The sequence below is a fragment of the Umezawaea beigongshangensis genome, from assembly GCF_016464305.1.
Lineage (GTDB): Bacteria > Actinomycetota > Actinomycetes > Mycobacteriales > Pseudonocardiaceae > Umezawaea_A > Umezawaea_A beigongshangensis.
This window is the reverse complement of the sequence record NZ_JAEIOJ010000004.1, coordinates 164018-179723: the sequence shown is the minus strand read 5'-3', so window position 1 is coordinate 179723 and position 15706 is coordinate 164018. Positions and strand designations below refer to the sequence as shown.

Genomic DNA, 15706 nt, shown 5'->3' with positions numbered 1-15706 from the left:
CTACAGTGTTACACATGACGTCTCAACGTCACACGGATGACGCGCTGCTGGACGCCGCCCGCGACTGCGTCCTGGAGGTGGGGGTCCGGCGCACGACGCTCACCGACGTGGCCAAGCGCGCCGGGGTGAGCCGGATGACGCTCTACCGGCGCTTCCCCGACGTGCGGCGGCTCGTGACCTCGCTCATGACCAGGGAGTTCACCGCGCTGCTCGGCCGGGTGGACGGCTCGGGCGGCACCGCGCGGGAGCGGTTGGTCGCCCGCGCCGCCGCCGGGGTGGAGCTGCTGGCCGCCGATCCGCTGATGCAGCGCGTGCTGCGGCTGGACGCCGACCTGGTGCTGCCCTACCTCGTCGAACGGCTGGGCAGCGTGCAACGGCTGGTGGAGGAGTTCCTCGTCGCCGAGGTCCGCGCGGGTCACGACGACGCCTCGATCCGGCCCGGCGACGCCCTCGTTCAGGCCAGGCTCGTCCTGCTGATCACCCAGTCGATGGTGCTCTCCGCGCGCCCGGCCACGACCGGGATCGCCTTCTCCGCCCTGCTCGCCGAGCTGCGCCTGCACCTGGACGCCGCGCTGCGTCCCCTGGAGGACCTGTGAAGACCTCGCTGAACTCCGCCCGCCGCGCGCGGGACCTGACGGCCGTCGCGGACGGCGAGGTGGTGGACCTGCTCGTCGTCGGCGGCGGGGTCACCGGGACCGGCGTCGCGCTCGACGCGGCCTCCCGCGGCCTGTCGGTGTGCCTGCTGGAGTCGCGCGACCTCGCGTTCGGCACGTCCCGCTGGTCCAGCAAGCTCGTCCACGGCGGCCTGCGCTACCTGGCGCACGGCGCGGTGGGGCTGGCGCGGGAGAGCGCCGTGGAACGCGGGGTGCTGATGACCCGCACGGCCCCGCACCTGGTGCGGGCGCTGCCGCAGCTCGTCCCCCTGCACGGCGCCGACCGGGGCAGGCTGGTACTGGCCGGGCTGCGCGCCGGTGACGCGCTGCGCCGCGCCGCGCGGACGCCGTCGAGCGTGCTGCCCGGCCCGCGCCGGGTCCCGGCGGCCGAGGCGGTGGCCCTCGTCCCCGGACTGCGCCGCGCCGGGCTGAGCGGCGGCCTGCTCAGCTTCGACGGCCAGCTCGTGGACGACGCTCGGCTGGTCGTGGCGCTGGCCCGCACGGCGGCCGGGTTCGGGGCGCGCGTGCTGACCCGGACGCGGGTCACCGCGCTGCACCGGGGCGGGGCGCACGTCGTCGACGAGATCGGCGGCGAGGACTTCGAGGTGCGGGCGCGGGCGGTCGTCAACGCCACCGGCGTGTGGGCGGGCGAGCTGGCCGAGGACGTGCGGCTGCGGCCGTCGCGCGGGTCGCACCTGGTGCTGGACGCCGGGACGGTCGGGCTGAGCGGGACGGCGCTGACGATCCCGGTGCCGGAGCGGCCCAACAGCTACGTGCTCCTCCTGCCGCAGCTCGACGGCCGCGTCTACCTCGGACTGACCGACGAGCCGGTGGACGGGCCGGTCCCGGACGTGCCGGAGGTGCCGCGGGCCGACGCGGACTTCCTGCTCGGCGTGGCGTCGTCCGTCCTGCGGCGGCCGTTGTCGCCCGCCGACGTGATCGGCGGCTTCGCCGGGCTCCGGCCGCTGGTCGACGTGCCCGGCGGGAGCACGGCCGACCTGTCCCGCGAGCACGCCGTGCTGACGGGGGCGAACGGCGTGATCACCGTGATCGGCGGCAAGCTCACGACCTACCGGCGGATGGCGGCGGACGCCGTCGACACGGCGATCCGGGAGCGCGGGCTCGCCGCAGGCCCCTCCCGCACGGCCGACCTGCCCCTGGTCGGCGCGGGCACCCCCGCCGGACCGGACACCCCGGCGCGGCTGACCGCGCGCTACGGCGTGGAGGCCGACCGGATCGCGGCGCTGGGCGACCTCGACCCGGAGCTGGCCGAGCCGGTCGCCGGGGAGATCACGGCGGCCGAGGTGGTGTGGGCGGTGCGGCACGAGGGCGCGCTGAACGCCGGCGACGTGCTCGACCGGCGCACCAGGGTGGGACTCGTCCCCGCCGAGCGGGCGGCGGCCGAGCCCGCCGTGACCGACCTCGTCACCCGGACGCTGGCGGGTCTGCACGGGTGAGGCGGTCGCCCCACCCGTGCGGCACCGCTACTCGCCGATGACGGGCTTGGCGGCCCTGGGCACGTCCTCGGCCTGCTGACCCTCGATGCGGACCTTGCGCTGGTGCTCCTTGGCGTCGCCCTGGGCGCCCGCGCCCGTCATCGGTGCGCCGCCCATCATGCCCGCGCCACCGGTACCCGCACCGGGGCCGCTGCCGCCGCCCGCGCCGGGCACGCCGACCGGAGCACCCGCGACGGCGGACGACGTCGGCACGACGCCGCTCGCGCCGCCGGGAGCCAACGCGGGGCCGGGCGTTCCACCGCCACCGCCGCCGACTCCACCGCCGCTGCCACCGACCGCACCGCCGCTGCCACCGGCTCCGGCTCCGGCGCCACCGCCATCGACTCCGGGGTCACCGCCGAACGCGACGGCACCGGAGGAACCGCCGCCGGAGAGGCCCGCGGCGGAGAAACCGGCACCCGAACCACCGCCACCGCCCGAGAAGGCGCCGCGGTGGTCCACATCGGACGGTGCGCCGGGGAGGGCGGCGGCGCGGGAGGAGAACGACGACGTGTCCGTGTCGTCCAGCGAACCGGTGGTGGTCCAGGCGCCGCGCGGGACCGACGGCGGGGTGTACCTCGGCCCCGGCCGCACGCCGGACGACCCGTGCCGACCGGGGGGCGGCGGCGCTCCCGCGGACGAGCGCGGCGGCGTGTACCCCGGCTCCCAGTGCCCCGGCACCCAGTGGCCACCGGTGTCCGTCGCGGGCCGGACCCCGGTGGCGGTGTGCCGCCCGGTGTAGGAGTCGATCCGTCCGCCGCTGGAGGTCAGCCCGGTGCCGGGTGCGGGCGCGAGCCCACCGCCGGACACGACCGGGGCCTGCTTCGTCTTCGCCGTCAGGGTGTCCACGAGCTGCTTCGCGGTCTGCACGATCTGCGCGACCTTCTGCACCAGGGAGATCAGCTTCTGCAACGACGACGCGAGCTTGCTCAGCTTCTCGGCGAGCTTCTGCGCGGTGCTCACGGCCTTCTGGACGACGTCGACGATCGCCTTGGCGATCGACGCGCCGAACGTCAGCCAGGACACCGACAACCACTGGACGATCGACATCACCATGGAGGTCACGGCGTCGCCGATCAGGTCCATGATCACCTTGCGCACGGCGGCCACGAGCTGACCGGCGCCCTCGACCGCGCCCGCCATGCCGGTCGTGGCCCTGGCCAGCGTCTCCAGCCCACCGGCGTGGTTCGCGCTCGCGGCGCGGTAGTTGTCCGCCGCTTGCCCGGTCCACGACGACGTCTGCCGCACCGAGCAGGTGCGGTAGTCCGCCGCGATCGACGCGAGCTGCGTCCCGGCCGACTTCCAGTTCCGCGCCATCGTCGCGACGGCGTCCGGGTCTCCCAGCAGGACGTCGAACGGCTCCTTGAGGAAGTCGACGTGCTGCACCGCCCAGCTGAAGCCCGCGGAGACGAGACCGCCGAGCGGGTTGGTCGCGAGGCCCACGACGCTCATGGCCGTGTTGGTGATGCCGACCCCGGCGGCGACCCAGTCACCGCGCTCCACGGCGGCGACCGTGCCCTTGACGTCGTTGATCAGGTGGGCGGGGTCGCGGTTCGGCGCGGCCTGCGCGGTCGTCACGAGGTCACCGTCCGCGCGAACCCGGCGCCGTGCTTGCCGTCGAGCGCCTCGTAGGTCCGCACCACGTTGTCCAGGCCCGTGCGCATGTCCTCGACGGTGCCCGCCGCGGCGCCCAGGACGTCCTGGCACCCTCCCGCCGTCCTCAGGACGAACTCGGCGAGGAAGCCGCCGAAGAGTCCGAAGGCGTTGCTGGACAGGGACGGATCGGCCGTCTCGGTGGCCCGGCGCGTCCTCTCGGCCAGTTCCGCGACGGTCGTCGCGTGCTCCCTGATCTGTGCCGTGTTCACGGTGAACGAGCTGCTCATCGCCCTGCCCCTCCTCAGCCCATGACTTCCGGCGGATCGGTGAAGTACTCGTCGTCGGGCCTGGTGTCCCGACGCTGGAGCTCCGGCGCCGGTTCCGCCACGTCGGTGCCGTCACCCGAATAGCCGTGCGGCATCTGCGTCTTGACGAAGTCGAGCGCGGGCCCGTCGCCGACGAACTCCTGCACGATCTCCACCACGCGGCCCGACGCCGTGCGCTGCGCCTTCGTCGCGGTGGCGAGGATCGCGGTCGCCACGTCCTCGGGGTCGAGGCCCCGCACACCGGGGCGCAGGACGAGGTTCGTCAGCGCTCCCGACGCGTTGACCGACACCGTGATCAGCCCGTCGTCGCTGGACGCGCTGCCGCCCACCTCTCCCAACTGCGCCTCGGCCTGCTCGGCCCTCCGCTTGGCCGCGTTCACGGTCTCGCCGTACTGCGCGAGCCACTGGTCGGGCTGCATCGTCACCCCCTGGGTCAGCATCGGGTGTCGCACCCGTGACGGTTGGACCGTCGCCGATCTGATTCGGTTCCGGGGCACGTATCGTTTCACTCCGATCGGGCGTTCCGGGTGCTCGTGAGCGGTGATGCGTCCGTTCGGCCGCGTCGGGTCTCGCCCGCGGCAACGACGAAGAGGAGACAGTCGTGGCTCAGGGGGTGCTGGAGATCGACCGCGTCTCCAAGTGCTACGGGGACGTCGTCGCACTCCAGGACATGACCTTCGACGTCCGGGCCGGTGAGCTCTTCGGGTTCGTCGGCAGCAACGGCGCCGGCAAGACCACGACCATGCGCATCGCGCTGGGCGTGCTCGCCGCCGACTCCGGCGAGGTCAGGTGGGACGGCGCGCCGATCACCTTCGAGACCAGGCAGCGCATCGGGTACATGCCGGAGGAACGCGGCCTGTACCCGAAGATGAAGGTGCTGGAGCAACTGGTCTACCTCGCCGAGCTGCACGGCCTGTCCACCGGCGACGCCCACCGCTCCGCGGAGACGTGGATCGCCCGCCTCGGTCTGCGCGACCGGCGCGGCGACGAGGTGCAGAAGCTCAGCCTCGGCAACCAGCAGCGCGTGCAGCTCGCCGCGGCCCTGGTGCACGAGCCGGACGTGCTGGTGCTGGACGAGCCGTTCTCGGGGCTCGACCCGGTGGCGGTGGACGTGATGAGCCAGGTGCTGCGCGAGAAGGCCGCGAGCGGTGTGCCGGTGGTGTTCTCCAGCCACCAGCTCGACCTGGTGGAACGGCTGTGCGACCGCGTGGGCATCGTCCGCGCCGGTTCGCTGGTGGCCTGCGGGACCGTGGACGAGCTGCGCAGCGGGACCCAGCTGGTCGTGGAGGCGCCGGACGCGACGCCCGGCTGGGCCGACGGCGTGCCCGGCGTGCGCGTCGTGGAGAGCGGCGGCGCGCGGACCGTGCTGGACCTCGATCCGGACGCCGACGACCAGGCGGTGCTGCGGGCCGCGCTCGCCACCGGCCCGGTGCGGGAGTTCAGCCGCCGCCGGTCCTCGCTCACCGAGCTGTTCCGCAACGTCGTGTCCGAGGAGCGTTCCGCATGAGCCAGCTCAGCCCCCGCAGGGCCGTCTTCCTGGTGGCCAGGCGGGAGTTCCTCGGCCGGGTCCGCACGAGGGCGTTCGTCCTCGGCACGCTGGTCGTGCTGGTCCTCCTGGGCGCCTACGGGGTGTTCCAGGCGACGCTGATCACCAGCAACAGCACCAGCACCGTGGCGTTCAGCGGGCAGGCGACGGTGCTCGCCGACCCGCTGCGGCAGACCGCCGCGGCGTTCGGCGAGACCGTGGAGACCAGCGACGTCACCGACGTCGCCGCGGCCGAGCAGCAGGTGCGCGACGGCGATCTCGACGCCCTGATCACCGGCGCCCCCGACGCGCTGCGCGTGGTCGTGAAGGACTCGCTGGGCGACGCGCTGCGCAACTCGCTCGACGCCGTCGTGAAGCAGCAGGCCCTCGACGCGCAGCTCGCCGAGGGCGGGCTCGACCCGGCCGTGGTCGCCCGCAACCTCGCCGACGCGGGGGCCGAGGTGACGGCGCTGGAGCCGCGGGACGACCAGCGCGGGCAGCGGTTCGCCGTGGGTCTCGTCGTCGCCGCGCTGCTGTACTACTCGCTGCTCGTCTACGGCACGATGGTCGCCCAGGGCGTCGTGGAGGAGAAGTCCAGCCGCGTCGTGGAGGTGCTGCTGGCGACGCTGCGACCGTGGCAGCTCCTGCTCGGCAAGGTTCTCGGGCTCGGCGCGGTCGGACTGCTGCAGTTCGTGGTCCTCGCCGGCGTCGGGCTCGTCGTCGCTGCGGTGAGCGGCGTGCTGGACGGGGTCTCCGTGGCCGGCACCAGCCTCGTCACGGGTGTCGTGTGGTACCTGCTCGGCTTCTTCCTCTACGCCACGGTGTTCGCCGCCGCGGGGGCGCTCGTGTCGCGGCAGGAGGAGCTCCAGGCGGTGGTCATGCCGATCAACACGGTCATCGTCGTCGCGTTCGTCGCGGGTGTCGGCCTGCTCGGCCAGGACCCCGACGGCACGACCGTCGCCGTGATGTCGGTGCTGCCGCCGTTCGCCCCGCTGCTCATGCCGAGCCGCATGGCGATGGGCGTCGCACCCCTCTGGCAGGTGGGACTGGCGGTCGTCCTGGCGCTGGCCGCCATCGCGCTGATCACCTGGATCGGCGGGCGGGTGTACGGCAACGCCGTGCTGCGCGCCGGAGCGAGGGTGAAGCTGCGCGACGCCCTGCGCGCCTAGGCCGTGACACGGACCTCCGACACGTAGAACCGGACGGCCGAGGGGGCGACGCCCGCGGCGCGGGCGACGTCGCCGACGGTCAACGCGATGGCCGAGGTCGTGCCGCCACGGTAGCGGCTCGACCTCGACAAAGGTTCACCCCGCAGTGTGCTCGGCATGAGCGAACAACTGGAACTGGTCGTCGTGGTCGCGAGCGTGCGGGAGCAGCGGATCGGGCGGGCCGTCGCGGACTGGGTGGTGGCGCAGGTGCCCGGCGACGTCCGCACCCGCGTCGTGGACCTCGCCGAGATCGTGCTGCCGCCGGACGCGGACCTGCGGCCCGGCGGCGGAGCGCGACCCGCGACGGCGAGCACTACCACGAGGTGCGCTCGCTGCGCGACGCCTACGACGCCGTCGTCCTCGTCCCGGAGATCTCCCCGACCAGGGTGCTGGCGCCTGCGCTGGACGTGTGAGCCGCGACGAGCTGTCCGCACCGAGTCGTGGCGGGCGGTCGACGGTCGGCGCGGGGGCCGTCCGGCGGCGGATCGGCCCTCGTCGGCGCGGTCGTCCCCGGCTGCGTCGACTATCCGGGCACGACGATCCGCTAGGCGATCTCCACCAGTTCCGGGCCGAGCACCTCGCGGTGGACCCGGTGCGCCGCGACGCCCCGGCGCACCAGGTCGTCGCCCACCTCGCGGACGAACCCCGGCGGGCCGCACAGGTAGGCCGACGCGCCCGGCGGGACCGGGATCTCCGCCGTGCGCACGCGTCCCAGCACCGCGCCGGTCGCCCCGCTCTCGTAGAAGTTCCACTGCCGGAAGGACTCCAGCCGCGTCCCGTGGTGCAGCACGTGCTCGCGCAGGACGTGCCGCTGCGGATTGCGGTCGGCGTGCACCGCGATCACCGGGCGGCGTGACCCGGCGTCCGCGAGGTGCTCCACGACCGCCGCGATCGGCGTGACGCCGATGCCCGCGCTCACCAGGACCAGCGGCCCGCCGGCCGGTCCCGGCACGAACTCGCCGAACGGGTGGCTGATGTCCAGCAGGTCGCCCTCGCGCACCCGGTCGCACAGGTGCGTGGAGACCAGTCCGTCCGGTGCGCCGGCCGCGCCGCGCGCCCGGCGCACCGTGATCCGCGTCGAGGAGTGCCCCGGCGCGCACGACAGCGAGTACTGCCTGGCCTGCCGCCCGGCGTCCGGCAGGTCGACGACGACCGTCACGTACTGCCCCGCCCGGTGATCGGGCGGTGGCGTGTCGTCGGCGGGCGTGAGCAGGAGCGACACCGCGTCCTCCGCCTCCGCGTTCCGGTGCGTCACCCGCCACGGCGTCACCGGGTGCCGCGGGTCGACGCCCGCGTCCCGGTACAGCACGGCCTCCACCTCGCGCATCCGGGTGGCGAGCACCAGGTACAGCTCCTCCCAGGCCGCCGCGACCGCCGGTGTCACGGCGTCGCCCAGCACGTCGTGCACCGCGCGCACCAGGTGCTTGCCCACGGCCGCGTACCGCTCGGGCAGCACGCCCAGTGACGCGTGCTTGTGCGCGACCCGCTCCAGGACGGTGCCGATGGGCACCCGCGCGCCGCCGAGCAGGTGGTCGGCGAACGCGACGACCACCGCGGCCAGCGCGCGCGACTGCGCGCCGGTGGAGTCGTTGCCGCCGTTGAACACGCCCCCCGGCACGGGTGTCTCGGCGAGGACCGAGGCGTGCAGGGTCGTGGAGATGGCGTCAGCGTGGGCGCGCACGGCGGGCAGCGTGGCTCGGACCACGGCGGCCGAGGAGGTGGAGAGCATGGCGACCCCCGGGAGATCGGTGGACCCCCGATGCTCCCCCCGATCACGCCCCACGCCCACACCCCGGGGCGAGTCGTGCCCGCCTGCGCGCGCAGTTCGGCCAGCCGGGTGGGCAGCGCTGAGCGTCGTGGCCCAACGGGTTCCGCCTCGTGCGCGCGGCCGGCCCGTCCGGCGTGCCACCCGTCACCCGGAATGCGGCCGCTCGATCCACAGAGGACCGAAGCGGGAGTCGCGAGTGGACGGACACGACACCGCCCCGGCACCGGCACGGGGCCAGAACCGGGGCGGACGGGTGGTGCGGAGGCGCTAGCTCAGCGGCTCTCCATCGCGATGAAGTCGCGCTCGGCCGGGCCGACGTAGATCTGCCGCGGACGGCCGATCTTGGTGGCCGGGTCCTGGATCATCTCGCGCCAGTGGGCGATCCAGCCGGGCAGACGACCGAGCGCGAACAGCACCGTGAAGAACTTCGTGGGGAAGCCCATCGCCCGGTAGATCAGGCCGGTGTAGAAGTCCACGTTCGGGTACAGCTTGCGCTCGATGAAGTAGTCGTCCGCGAGGGCCGTCTCCTCCAGCTTCTTGGCGATGTCCAGCAGCTCGTCGGACGCGCCCAGCTTGGTGAGGATCTCGTCGGCGGTCTTCTTGATGATCGCGGCGCGCGGGTCGTAGTTCTTGTAGACCCGGTGGCCGAAGCCCATCAGGCGGACGCCGTCCTCCTTGTTCTTGACCTTCCGCACGAACGCCGCGACGTCGCCGCCCTCGCTGCGGATCTTCTCCAGCATGTCCAGAACCGCGCTGTTAGCGCCGCCGTGCAGCGGGCCGAACAGGGCGTTGACGCCCGCGGAGACGCTCGCGAAGAGGTTCGCCTCGGACGAGCCCACCAGGCGCACGGTCGACGTGGAGCAGTTCTGCTCGTGGTCGGCGTGCAGGATGAACAGCAGGTCCAGGGCCTTCACCAGGTCCGGGTCGAGGTCGTAGGGCTCCGCGGGGAACCCGAAGGTCATCCGCAGGAAGTTCTCGACCAGGCCCAGGGAGTTGTCCGGGTAGAGGAACGGCTGCCCCACGGACTTCTTGTACGCGTAGGCCGCGATCGTCGGCACCTTCGCCAGGAGGCGGATGGTGGAGATCTCGACCTGGTTGGCGTCGAACGGGCTGAGGCTGTCCTGGTAGAACGTGGACAGCGCGGACACCGCGGAGGACAGCACCGGCATCGGGTGCGCGTCGCGGGGGAAGCCGTCGAAGAAGCGCTTCAGGTCCTCGTGCAGCAGGGTGTGCCTGCTGATCTTGGAGGAGAAGTCCTCCAGTTGGGCCTGCGTCGGCAACTCGCCGTAGATCAGCAGGTAGCTGACCTCGATGAAGTTGGAGCGCTCGGCCAGCTGCTCGATCGGGTAACCGCGGTAACGCAGGATGCCCGCGTCGCCGTCGATGTAGGTGATCTCAGAGGAGCAGGAGGCGGTGTTGACGAAGCCGGAGTCGAGGGTGACGAGTCCGGTCTTGGCCAGAAGTTTTCCGAGATCGATACCGGGCGCACCCTCGGTGGCCGGCACCACGTTCATCTCGTGCTCTCCGCCCTCATGGCGCAGCGCGACGGTACGGGTGTCGTTCGGCGCAGTCGTCGCGTCGGGCATTCAAGTCCCTCTCACGCTCGGACGGGGTGGAGAGCTCGGCTCGGCCGGTTCGTGCAGGCCGAGCCACTCGGCACGCGGATCTGGGTGACCGCACCGCAGCACCACCCCGTTGGGGTCCTGTCAGTCAGTCCTGCCACGCTAGTCGGCCCCGAACGCCGAGCGCAGCAGCAGAGTGAACCGATTCTGCGAGGTGGGACCGGTATCACACGCCCGCCGGACGCCCCCGCGGACGTGCCCGGCCCTCGCGCGCGTGCGTGCGCGAGGTGCCGGACGCCCCGGATCGCCCGGTCAGCGCCACGAACCGCGCGGTGGGGCGCACCGGGCGAATTCCCACCCGATCGGGGCTGGGAACCGGCACGCGGCCGTGTCGTGGATCACGACGTGCGACGCGTCTCACCTGCTCCGGAAGGCCGCCAGCTCCTCGCTGGTGGGGGGTTCCGCGCCCGCCCTGGTGCACGTGAACGCCGCCGCCGCGCCCGCGTGGGCGAGCGCCTCCGCCCACTCGGCCGGACGCAGTGCCCGGACGGCCTTCGCGGACAGCGCGTCGTGCTCGTGCAGCCAGGCGAGCAGGGCGCCCTGCACGGTGTCGCCCGCGCCGATCGTGTCCACCACGGTCACCGGCGTCGGGGGCACCCGCACGACCTCGCCGTCCCCCGTGAGCGCGACGAGCCCGTCGCCTCCCCTGGTGAGCACGACGGCGGCCGGACCGGCCGCGCGCCACCGCCGGGCCACGTCGAGCACCTCGTCGTCCGGCGCGTCCTCCGGCAGGTCGGCCAGCCAGCGCGCGTCCTCCACCGACACCTTCAGCAGCCCCACGTGCGGCAGCCACGACTCGAAGCGGTCGCGGTAGGCCAGCGGGTCGGTGATGAGCATCGCGCGGACGTTCGGGTCGAGCACGGTCAGCGCGCCGCGCTCGCACTCCCGCACGAGCACCCGCTCGTACACGCTCGCGCCCGGCTCCAGCACCATCGACAGCGTCCCGAAGGACACGGCGCGCACGTCGTCGGCCAGCCCGCCGGGGTCGGCCACCCGCCGGTCGGCGGTGCCCTCGACGTAGAACGAGTAGCGGGCCGACCCGTCGGCCGCCAGGCCCACCACGGCGAGGGTCGTGGGCTCCGGGCCGCGCTGCACCAGGCCGGAGGCGACGCCGGAGGCGTGCAGCCGGTCCACGAGCGCGTCGCCGAACAGGTCGGTGGAGATCCGGGACAGGAAGCTCGTGGGCGCCCCGAGGCGACCGGCCGCGACCGCCACGTTGTACGGCCCGCCGCCCGGTCTCGGCTGGAGGTCGGCCAGGCCGCCCCCGCTCACCTCCGACGACGGAACCAGGTCGACCAGAGCCTCACCGGCCACGACGATCACGAACGCCTCCCCTCGCCAGGACACGGCCGCGCCGGGTCCGGGCGAGAAACTACCCGTCCGCGGGGCGCTCGCGCGCTCCGATCCGCCCCTGCGCCGTGCCCGGTTCCGCCAGGCCGCCCAGCAGCAGGTCGGCCAGCCCGGCGAACGCCTCCGCGTCGGTGACCCCGGCACGCCGGGTGAGCACACCGGTCTGGATGCCCTCGATGAGCAGGCCCGCCATCTCGGCGACGAGCGTGGCGTGCACGTAGCGGAACACGCCGTCGTCGACGCCCCGCTGGACGAAGCCGCGGATGCGGTCGGCGGCGGCGCGGGCGTTGCGCTCGTAGGTGCTGCGGGTGGGGGCGAACTCGGCGACGTCGGCGATGAAGCGGGGCGAGGCGCGGCGCAGCTCCTCCGCCGCGCCGGACAGGTAGCCGCCGATCCGCTCGCGCACGTCGGCGACGTCGGCGACGCGCGCCTCGACGCGCTCGGCGGTGGCCTTGAAGTAGTGCGCGACGACCCGCACGGCCAGCTGCTCCTTGCTCGCTGCCAGCGAGTACAGCGTCGACTTGGAGCAGCGCAGGCGCGCGGCGAGGTCGTCCAGCGTGAAGCGGGCGAACCCCTCGGCCAGGAACAGCTCCTCCAGCCCGGCCAGCAGCTCGACCTGCCTGGCCGTCGGCGGGGTGCGGACCTCCGACGTCGCGCGGGGCAGCGTCATCGCGCCCTCCTCCACTGGCCGCAGTACTGGAAGTAGTCCTACAGTACTGGTACCAGTACTCACCGGAGGTCGCCCGTGCCCGCCGAACGCCTGCTCCCCACCACCGAGGCGCACGACCTCGTCGCCCTCGTCCGCGAGATCGCCCGCGACGAGCTCGCCCCGCGGGCCGCGGAGCACGAGGAGCAGGAGCGCTTCCCCCGCGAGGTGTTCCGGCTGCTGGGCCGCAGCGGCCTGCTCGGCCTGCCCTACCCCGAGCGCTTCGGCGGCGGTGAGCAGCCCTACGAGGTGTACCTCCAGGTGCTGGAGGAGATCGCCTCCGCGTGGATGTCGGTCGCGGTCGGCCTGTCCGTGCACGTCATGTCGAGCTACGGCCTCGCGACGTTCGGCACGCCGGAGCAGCGGGAGCGGTGGCTGCCGGAGGTGCTGGAGGGCCAGCTGCTCGGCGGGTACGCCCTGTCGGAGTCGCACGCCGGGTCCGACGCGGCGGCGCTGAGCACCCGCGCGGTCCGCGACGGCGACGACTACGTGGTCACCGGCACCAAGGCGTGGATCACCCACGGCGGCGTGGCCGACTTCTACGCGCTGATGGCGCGCACCTCCGAGGACCGCTCGCGCGGCATCTCCTGCTTCCTCGCCGACGGTCGCACGCCCGGCATCACCGCCGCGCCGCCCGAGCGGAAGATGGGCCTGACCGGCTCCACCACCACGCAGCTGGTGTTCGAGGGCGCGCGCGTGCCCGCCGAGCGGCTGATCGGCGCGGAGGGCGACGGGTTGAAGATCGCGCTGTCCGCGCTGGACTCCGGGCGGCTCGGCATCGCGGCGTGCGCGGTCGGCCTGGCGCAGGCCGCGCTGGACGAGGCCGTGGCGTACGCGAAGCAGCGCACCCAGTTCGGCCGGTCGATCATCGACTTCCAGGGACTGGAGTTCCTGCTCGCCGACATGGCCGCCGCCGTCGGCTCGGCGCGGGCCACCTACCTGGACGCGGCACGCCGCCGGGACCGCGGGCTGCCGTTCCGGCGGGAGGCGTCGATCGCGAAGCTCGTCGCGACCGACGCGGCCATGCGGGTCACGACGGACGCCGTGCAGGTCCTCGGCGGCGCCGGGTACACCCGCGACTTCCCCGTGGAGCGCTACATGCGGGAGGCGAAGGTGCTCCAGATCTTCGAGGGCACCAACCAGATCCAGCGACTCGTCATCGGCCGGGAGCTGCGCCGGTAGGACCGTCGCCGACCCCGGCGAGCACGCCCTCGCAGCCGCGCGTCACCACCCGCGCGCCACCACCCGCGCGACCCGGCCGGCTGACTCAGGACTCCCGGTAGAACGGGTCCGCCGCCGTGCCGACCCCGGTGGCCTCGTCGAAGGTGTAGACCTCGCGGCCGTCCACGAAGACCCGCAGGGCGCGGCTCATCACGTCCAGCGGATCGCCGGACCAGATCACCACGTCGCCGTCGAGGCCGGGCTTCAGCGAGCCCACGCGGTCGTCCAGGCCGAGGATGCGGGCGGGGTTCGCGGTGATCGACCGCAACGCGGTGTCGGCGTCCAGGCCCTCCTTCATCGCCAGCGTCGCCTGGTGCACGAGGAAGTGGATCGGCACCACCGGGTGGTCGGTCATGATGGCCACCTCGACGCCCGCGCGGGCGAGGACGCCGGGGGTGCGCATCGAGCGCTCGCGCAGCTCGACCTTGGAGCGGGTGGTGAACAGCGGGCCGACGATGACGGGGACGCCGTGCTCGGCCAGCAGGTCGGCGACGAGGTGGCCCTCGGTGCCGTGGTTCACCACGAGCCGGTAGCCGAACTCCTCGGCCAGCCGCAGGGCCGTGGCGATGTCGTCGGCGCGGTGGCAGTGCTGGCACCACGGCAGCTCGCCGTCGAGCACCCTGACCAGGACCTCCAGGGTGTTGTCGCGGTCGAACGGGCTGTCGTCGGCCGCGGCGGCGTCGCGCTTGCGCTTGTAGTCCTGCGCCTTCGTGAAGGCGTCGCGGATGACGGCGGCGACGCCCTGGCGCGTGGAGGGCAGCTTCTTCTGGTCGCCGTAGACGCGCTTGGGGTTCTCGCCCAGCGCGCTCTTCACGCTGACCGGCTCGCGGACGAGCATCTCGTCGACCGTGCGGCCCCAGCACTTCACCGCGACGGTCTGCCCGCCGACGGGGTTGCCGGAGCCGGGCTTGACGACGGCGGTCGTGACACCGCCGGACAGCGCGTCGGTGAAGCCGGTGTCGGCGGGGTTGATGGCGTCCAGCGCACGCATCCGCGCGCCGACGGGGTCGGTCATCTCGTTGGTGTCCTGACCGGCCCAGCCCTCGCCCTCCTCGTGCACGCCGAGGTGCGCGTGCGCCTCGACGAAGCCGGGCAGCACCCACTTCCCGGTCGCGTCGACGGTGGTGGTGCCCGGGGGGACGTCCACCTCGCCGTCGCGTCCCACGGCGACGATCTTGCCGTCCTCGATCAGCACCGTGCCGCCGTCGACGGGATCTCCCTCGACCGGGACGACGTACCCACCCGTGATTGCGAGATTCATGGTTAGCCAGGCTAACTACCTGGCGCGGTTCACGCCAGTGGGCGCACGCCCCAGCGCCCGGCCCAGGTCTCGCCCGGTGCCAGGTGCAGCAGGTCCACGCCCGAGTTCAGCGCGTCCGGCGGGCACGTCATGGGCTCGATCGCGACGGCCCGGCCGCGACCGGGGAAGTTCCCCGGCGTGTAGACCTGGACCCACCGGAACTCCGGATCGGCCCACACCTCCACGGCGCCGTCCGCGCCGCGCAGCACGTGGTGCACCAGCCCGTCCTCACCCGGCCGGCAGTCGCCGAACGGCGTGTCCAGCTCGACCCCGCGCAGCGACCGCGGGCTCGTGAAGTCGTGCTCGGTGCCCGCTACGTCCCGCGCGGGACCGGACGGCACCATGCGCTCGGGGTCGAGCGGCAGCACGGTGCGCGCGGCCAGCGTCAGCTCGCAGTCGTCGGTCTCGGCCTTCCCGGCGCGGACGTAGGGGTGGGTGCCGACGCCGAACGGCACGGTCTTCTCGCCGAGGTTCGTCACGCCGTGGGTCACGGTGAGCCCGTTGTCGTCCAGCGCGTAGCTGATCGTGGTGCGCAGCGGAACCGGCCAGCCGGAACCGGCCCCGATCCCCGCCTCCAGGGACACCAGCGACCCGGTGTGCTCGACGACGGTCCACTCCGCGTGCCGCACCAGGCCGTGGATGGCGTTGCCGCGCGCCTCCTCCGTCACGTCGAGGTGCTGGACCTCGCCGTCGAACGTCCAGGTCGCGTCCGTGACCCGGTTGGGCCACGGCACCAGCACCGCGCCCGCGCCCATCGGCGGCTTCTCGTCCTCGCCGAACGTCTCGGTGTACGGCACGCCGCCGGTCTCGTAGGACCGCAGCCCGGCTCCGGTGGTGGTGATCACGGCGCGCGCCGTGCCGTCGGTGATGACCAGCTGCTCGCCGGTGGGCACGTTCATGCCGGTCAGCCTAGTGCCGTGTCGGACCGCCCCGCC

Annotated in this window: 15 protein-coding genes; 5 read left to right on the top strand and 10 right to left on the bottom strand. The window is 73.6% G+C overall.

What is annotated here, in order from left to right; all coding sequences use genetic code 11:
* Positions 1-14: 14 nt before the first annotated feature.
* The gene (locus tag IMZ35_RS12490) at positions 15-596 is read left to right on the top strand and encodes a TetR/AcrR family transcriptional regulator (protein ID WP_199441193.1); all 582 of its coding nucleotides are present in this window, start codon (positions 15-17) and stop codon (positions 594-596) included.
* The gene (locus tag IMZ35_RS12485) at positions 593-2110 is read left to right on the top strand and encodes a glycerol-3-phosphate dehydrogenase/oxidase (RefSeq protein WP_199441192.1); all 1518 of its coding nucleotides are present in this window, start codon (positions 593-595) and stop codon (positions 2108-2110) included. The genes IMZ35_RS12490 and IMZ35_RS12485 overlap by 4 nt, the downstream gene beginning before the upstream one ends.
* A 27-nt stretch (positions 2111-2137) precedes the next feature.
* Here the strand turns inward: IMZ35_RS12485 and IMZ35_RS12480 are convergent, their stop codons facing one another.
* The 3 genes from IMZ35_RS12480 to IMZ35_RS12470 are packed head-to-tail and all read right to left on the bottom strand — an operon-like array spanning position 2138 to position 4511.
* Positions 2138-3727 carry a WXG100 family type VII secretion target gene (locus tag IMZ35_RS12480; protein WP_199441191.1) on the bottom strand — a complete coding sequence of 530 codons (1590 nt, stop codon included), beginning with the start codon at positions 3725-3727 and terminating at the stop codon, positions 2138-2140.
* Positions 3724-4032: a hypothetical protein gene (locus IMZ35_RS12475; RefSeq protein ID WP_199441190.1), complete on the bottom strand. Its 309-nt coding sequence runs from the start codon at positions 4030-4032 to the stop codon at positions 3724-3726. Before IMZ35_RS12475 ends, IMZ35_RS12480 begins: the two co-directional genes overlap by 4 nt.
* Positions 4033-4046: 14 nt before the next feature.
* Positions 4047-4511: a YbaB/EbfC family nucleoid-associated protein gene (locus IMZ35_RS12470; RefSeq protein ID WP_229371736.1), complete on the bottom strand. Its 465-nt coding sequence runs from the start codon at positions 4509-4511 to the stop codon at positions 4047-4049.
* 161 nt (positions 4512-4672) lie between these two features.
* Between IMZ35_RS12470 and IMZ35_RS12465 the strand changes: the two genes are divergently transcribed.
* Positions 4673-5578 carry an ABC transporter ATP-binding protein gene (locus IMZ35_RS12465; protein ID WP_199441189.1) on the top strand — a complete coding sequence of 302 codons (906 nt, stop codon included), beginning with the start codon at positions 4673-4675 and terminating at the stop codon, positions 5576-5578.
* Positions 5575-6765 (top strand): ABC transporter permease, encoded by a 1191-nt coding sequence (locus IMZ35_RS12460; RefSeq protein ID WP_199441188.1) that lies wholly within the window; start codon positions 5575-5577, stop codon positions 6763-6765. Before IMZ35_RS12465 ends, IMZ35_RS12460 begins: the two co-directional genes overlap by 4 nt.
* On the opposite strand, the gene IMZ35_RS31385 is transcribed toward IMZ35_RS12460, so the two are convergent.
* The 5 genes from IMZ35_RS31385 to IMZ35_RS12440 all read right to left on the bottom strand — a co-directional run bounded on the left by IMZ35_RS31385 (position 6762) and on the right by IMZ35_RS12440 (position 12214).
* On the bottom strand, positions 6762-6896 hold the full coding sequence (locus IMZ35_RS31385; RefSeq protein ID WP_267877116.1) for a hypothetical protein: 135 nt from the start codon (positions 6894-6896) through the stop codon (positions 6762-6764). The two genes, IMZ35_RS12460 and IMZ35_RS31385, sit on opposite strands and share 4 nt — an antisense overlap.
* 452 nt (positions 6897-7348) lie before the next feature.
* On the bottom strand, positions 7349-8533 hold the full coding sequence (locus IMZ35_RS31380) for a globin domain-containing protein (RefSeq protein ID WP_199441187.1): 1185 nt from the start codon (positions 8531-8533) through the stop codon (positions 7349-7351).
* 311 nt (positions 8534-8844) lie between these two features.
* Positions 8845-10158, bottom strand: a complete 1314-nt coding sequence (locus IMZ35_RS12450) for a citrate synthase (RefSeq protein ID WP_199441186.1) — start codon at positions 10156-10158, stop codon at positions 8845-8847.
* Positions 10159-10551: 393 nt separating this feature from the next.
* Positions 10552-11517 carry a carbohydrate kinase family protein gene (locus tag IMZ35_RS12445; RefSeq protein WP_199441531.1) on the bottom strand — a complete coding sequence of 322 codons (966 nt, stop codon included), beginning with the start codon at positions 11515-11517 and terminating at the stop codon, positions 10552-10554.
* A 49-nt stretch (positions 11518-11566) separates the two neighbouring features.
* A complete protein-coding gene (locus tag IMZ35_RS12440) occupies positions 11567-12214 on the bottom strand; it encodes a TetR/AcrR family transcriptional regulator (protein ID WP_199441185.1) in 648 nt (215 codons plus the stop codon).
* 75 nt (positions 12215-12289) lie between these two features.
* Between IMZ35_RS12440 and IMZ35_RS12435 the strand changes: the two genes are divergently transcribed.
* Complete coding sequence (locus IMZ35_RS12435; protein ID WP_199441184.1) at positions 12290-13432, top strand: acyl-CoA dehydrogenase family protein; 1143 nt, start codon at positions 12290-12292, stop codon at positions 13430-13432.
* 85 nt (positions 13433-13517) lie between these two features.
* Here the strand turns inward: IMZ35_RS12435 and IMZ35_RS12430 are convergent, their stop codons facing one another.
* Both IMZ35_RS12430 and IMZ35_RS12425 read right to left on the bottom strand, forming a co-directional pair.
* Positions 13518-14732 carry an amidohydrolase gene (locus IMZ35_RS12430; RefSeq protein WP_199441183.1) on the bottom strand — a complete coding sequence of 405 codons (1215 nt, stop codon included), beginning with the start codon at positions 14730-14732 and terminating at the stop codon, positions 13518-13520.
* 29 nt (positions 14733-14761) lie between these two features.
* Positions 14762-15670 carry an aldose 1-epimerase family protein gene (locus tag IMZ35_RS12425; RefSeq protein ID WP_199441182.1) on the bottom strand — a complete coding sequence of 303 codons (909 nt, stop codon included), beginning with the start codon at positions 15668-15670 and terminating at the stop codon, positions 14762-14764.
* Positions 15671-15706 lie beyond the last annotated feature (36 nt).

Coding starts and splice junctions, on each gene's coding strand:
- IMZ35_RS12440 (WP_199441185.1), bottom strand. CDS start 12,214: ATGACGCTGCCCCGCGCGACGTCGGAGGTCCGCACCCCGCCGACGGCC.
- IMZ35_RS12460 (WP_199441188.1), top strand. CDS start 5,575: ATGAGCCAGCTCAGCCCCCGCAGGGCCGTCTTCCTGGTGGCCAGGCGG.
- IMZ35_RS12425 (WP_199441182.1), bottom strand. CDS start 15,670: ATGAACGTGCCCACCGGCGAGCAGCTGGTCATCACCGACGGCACGGCG.
- IMZ35_RS12450 (WP_199441186.1), bottom strand. CDS start 10,158: ATGCCCGACGCGACGACTGCGCCGAACGACACCCGTACCGTCGCGCTG.
- IMZ35_RS12470 (WP_229371736.1), bottom strand. CDS start 4,511: ATGCTGACCCAGGGGGTGACGATGCAGCCCGACCAGTGGCTCGCGCAG.
- IMZ35_RS12475 (WP_199441190.1), bottom strand. CDS start 4,032: ATGAGCAGCTCGTTCACCGTGAACACGGCACAGATCAGGGAGCACGCG.
- IMZ35_RS12490 (WP_199441193.1), top strand. CDS start 15: ATGACGTCTCAACGTCACACGGATGACGCGCTGCTGGACGCCGCCCGC.
- IMZ35_RS31380 (WP_199441187.1), bottom strand. CDS start 8,533: ATGCTCTCCACCTCCTCGGCCGCCGTGGTCCGAGCCACGCTGCCCGCC.
- IMZ35_RS12430 (WP_199441183.1), bottom strand. CDS start 14,732: ATGAATCTCGCAATCACGGGTGGGTACGTCGTCCCGGTCGAGGGAGAT.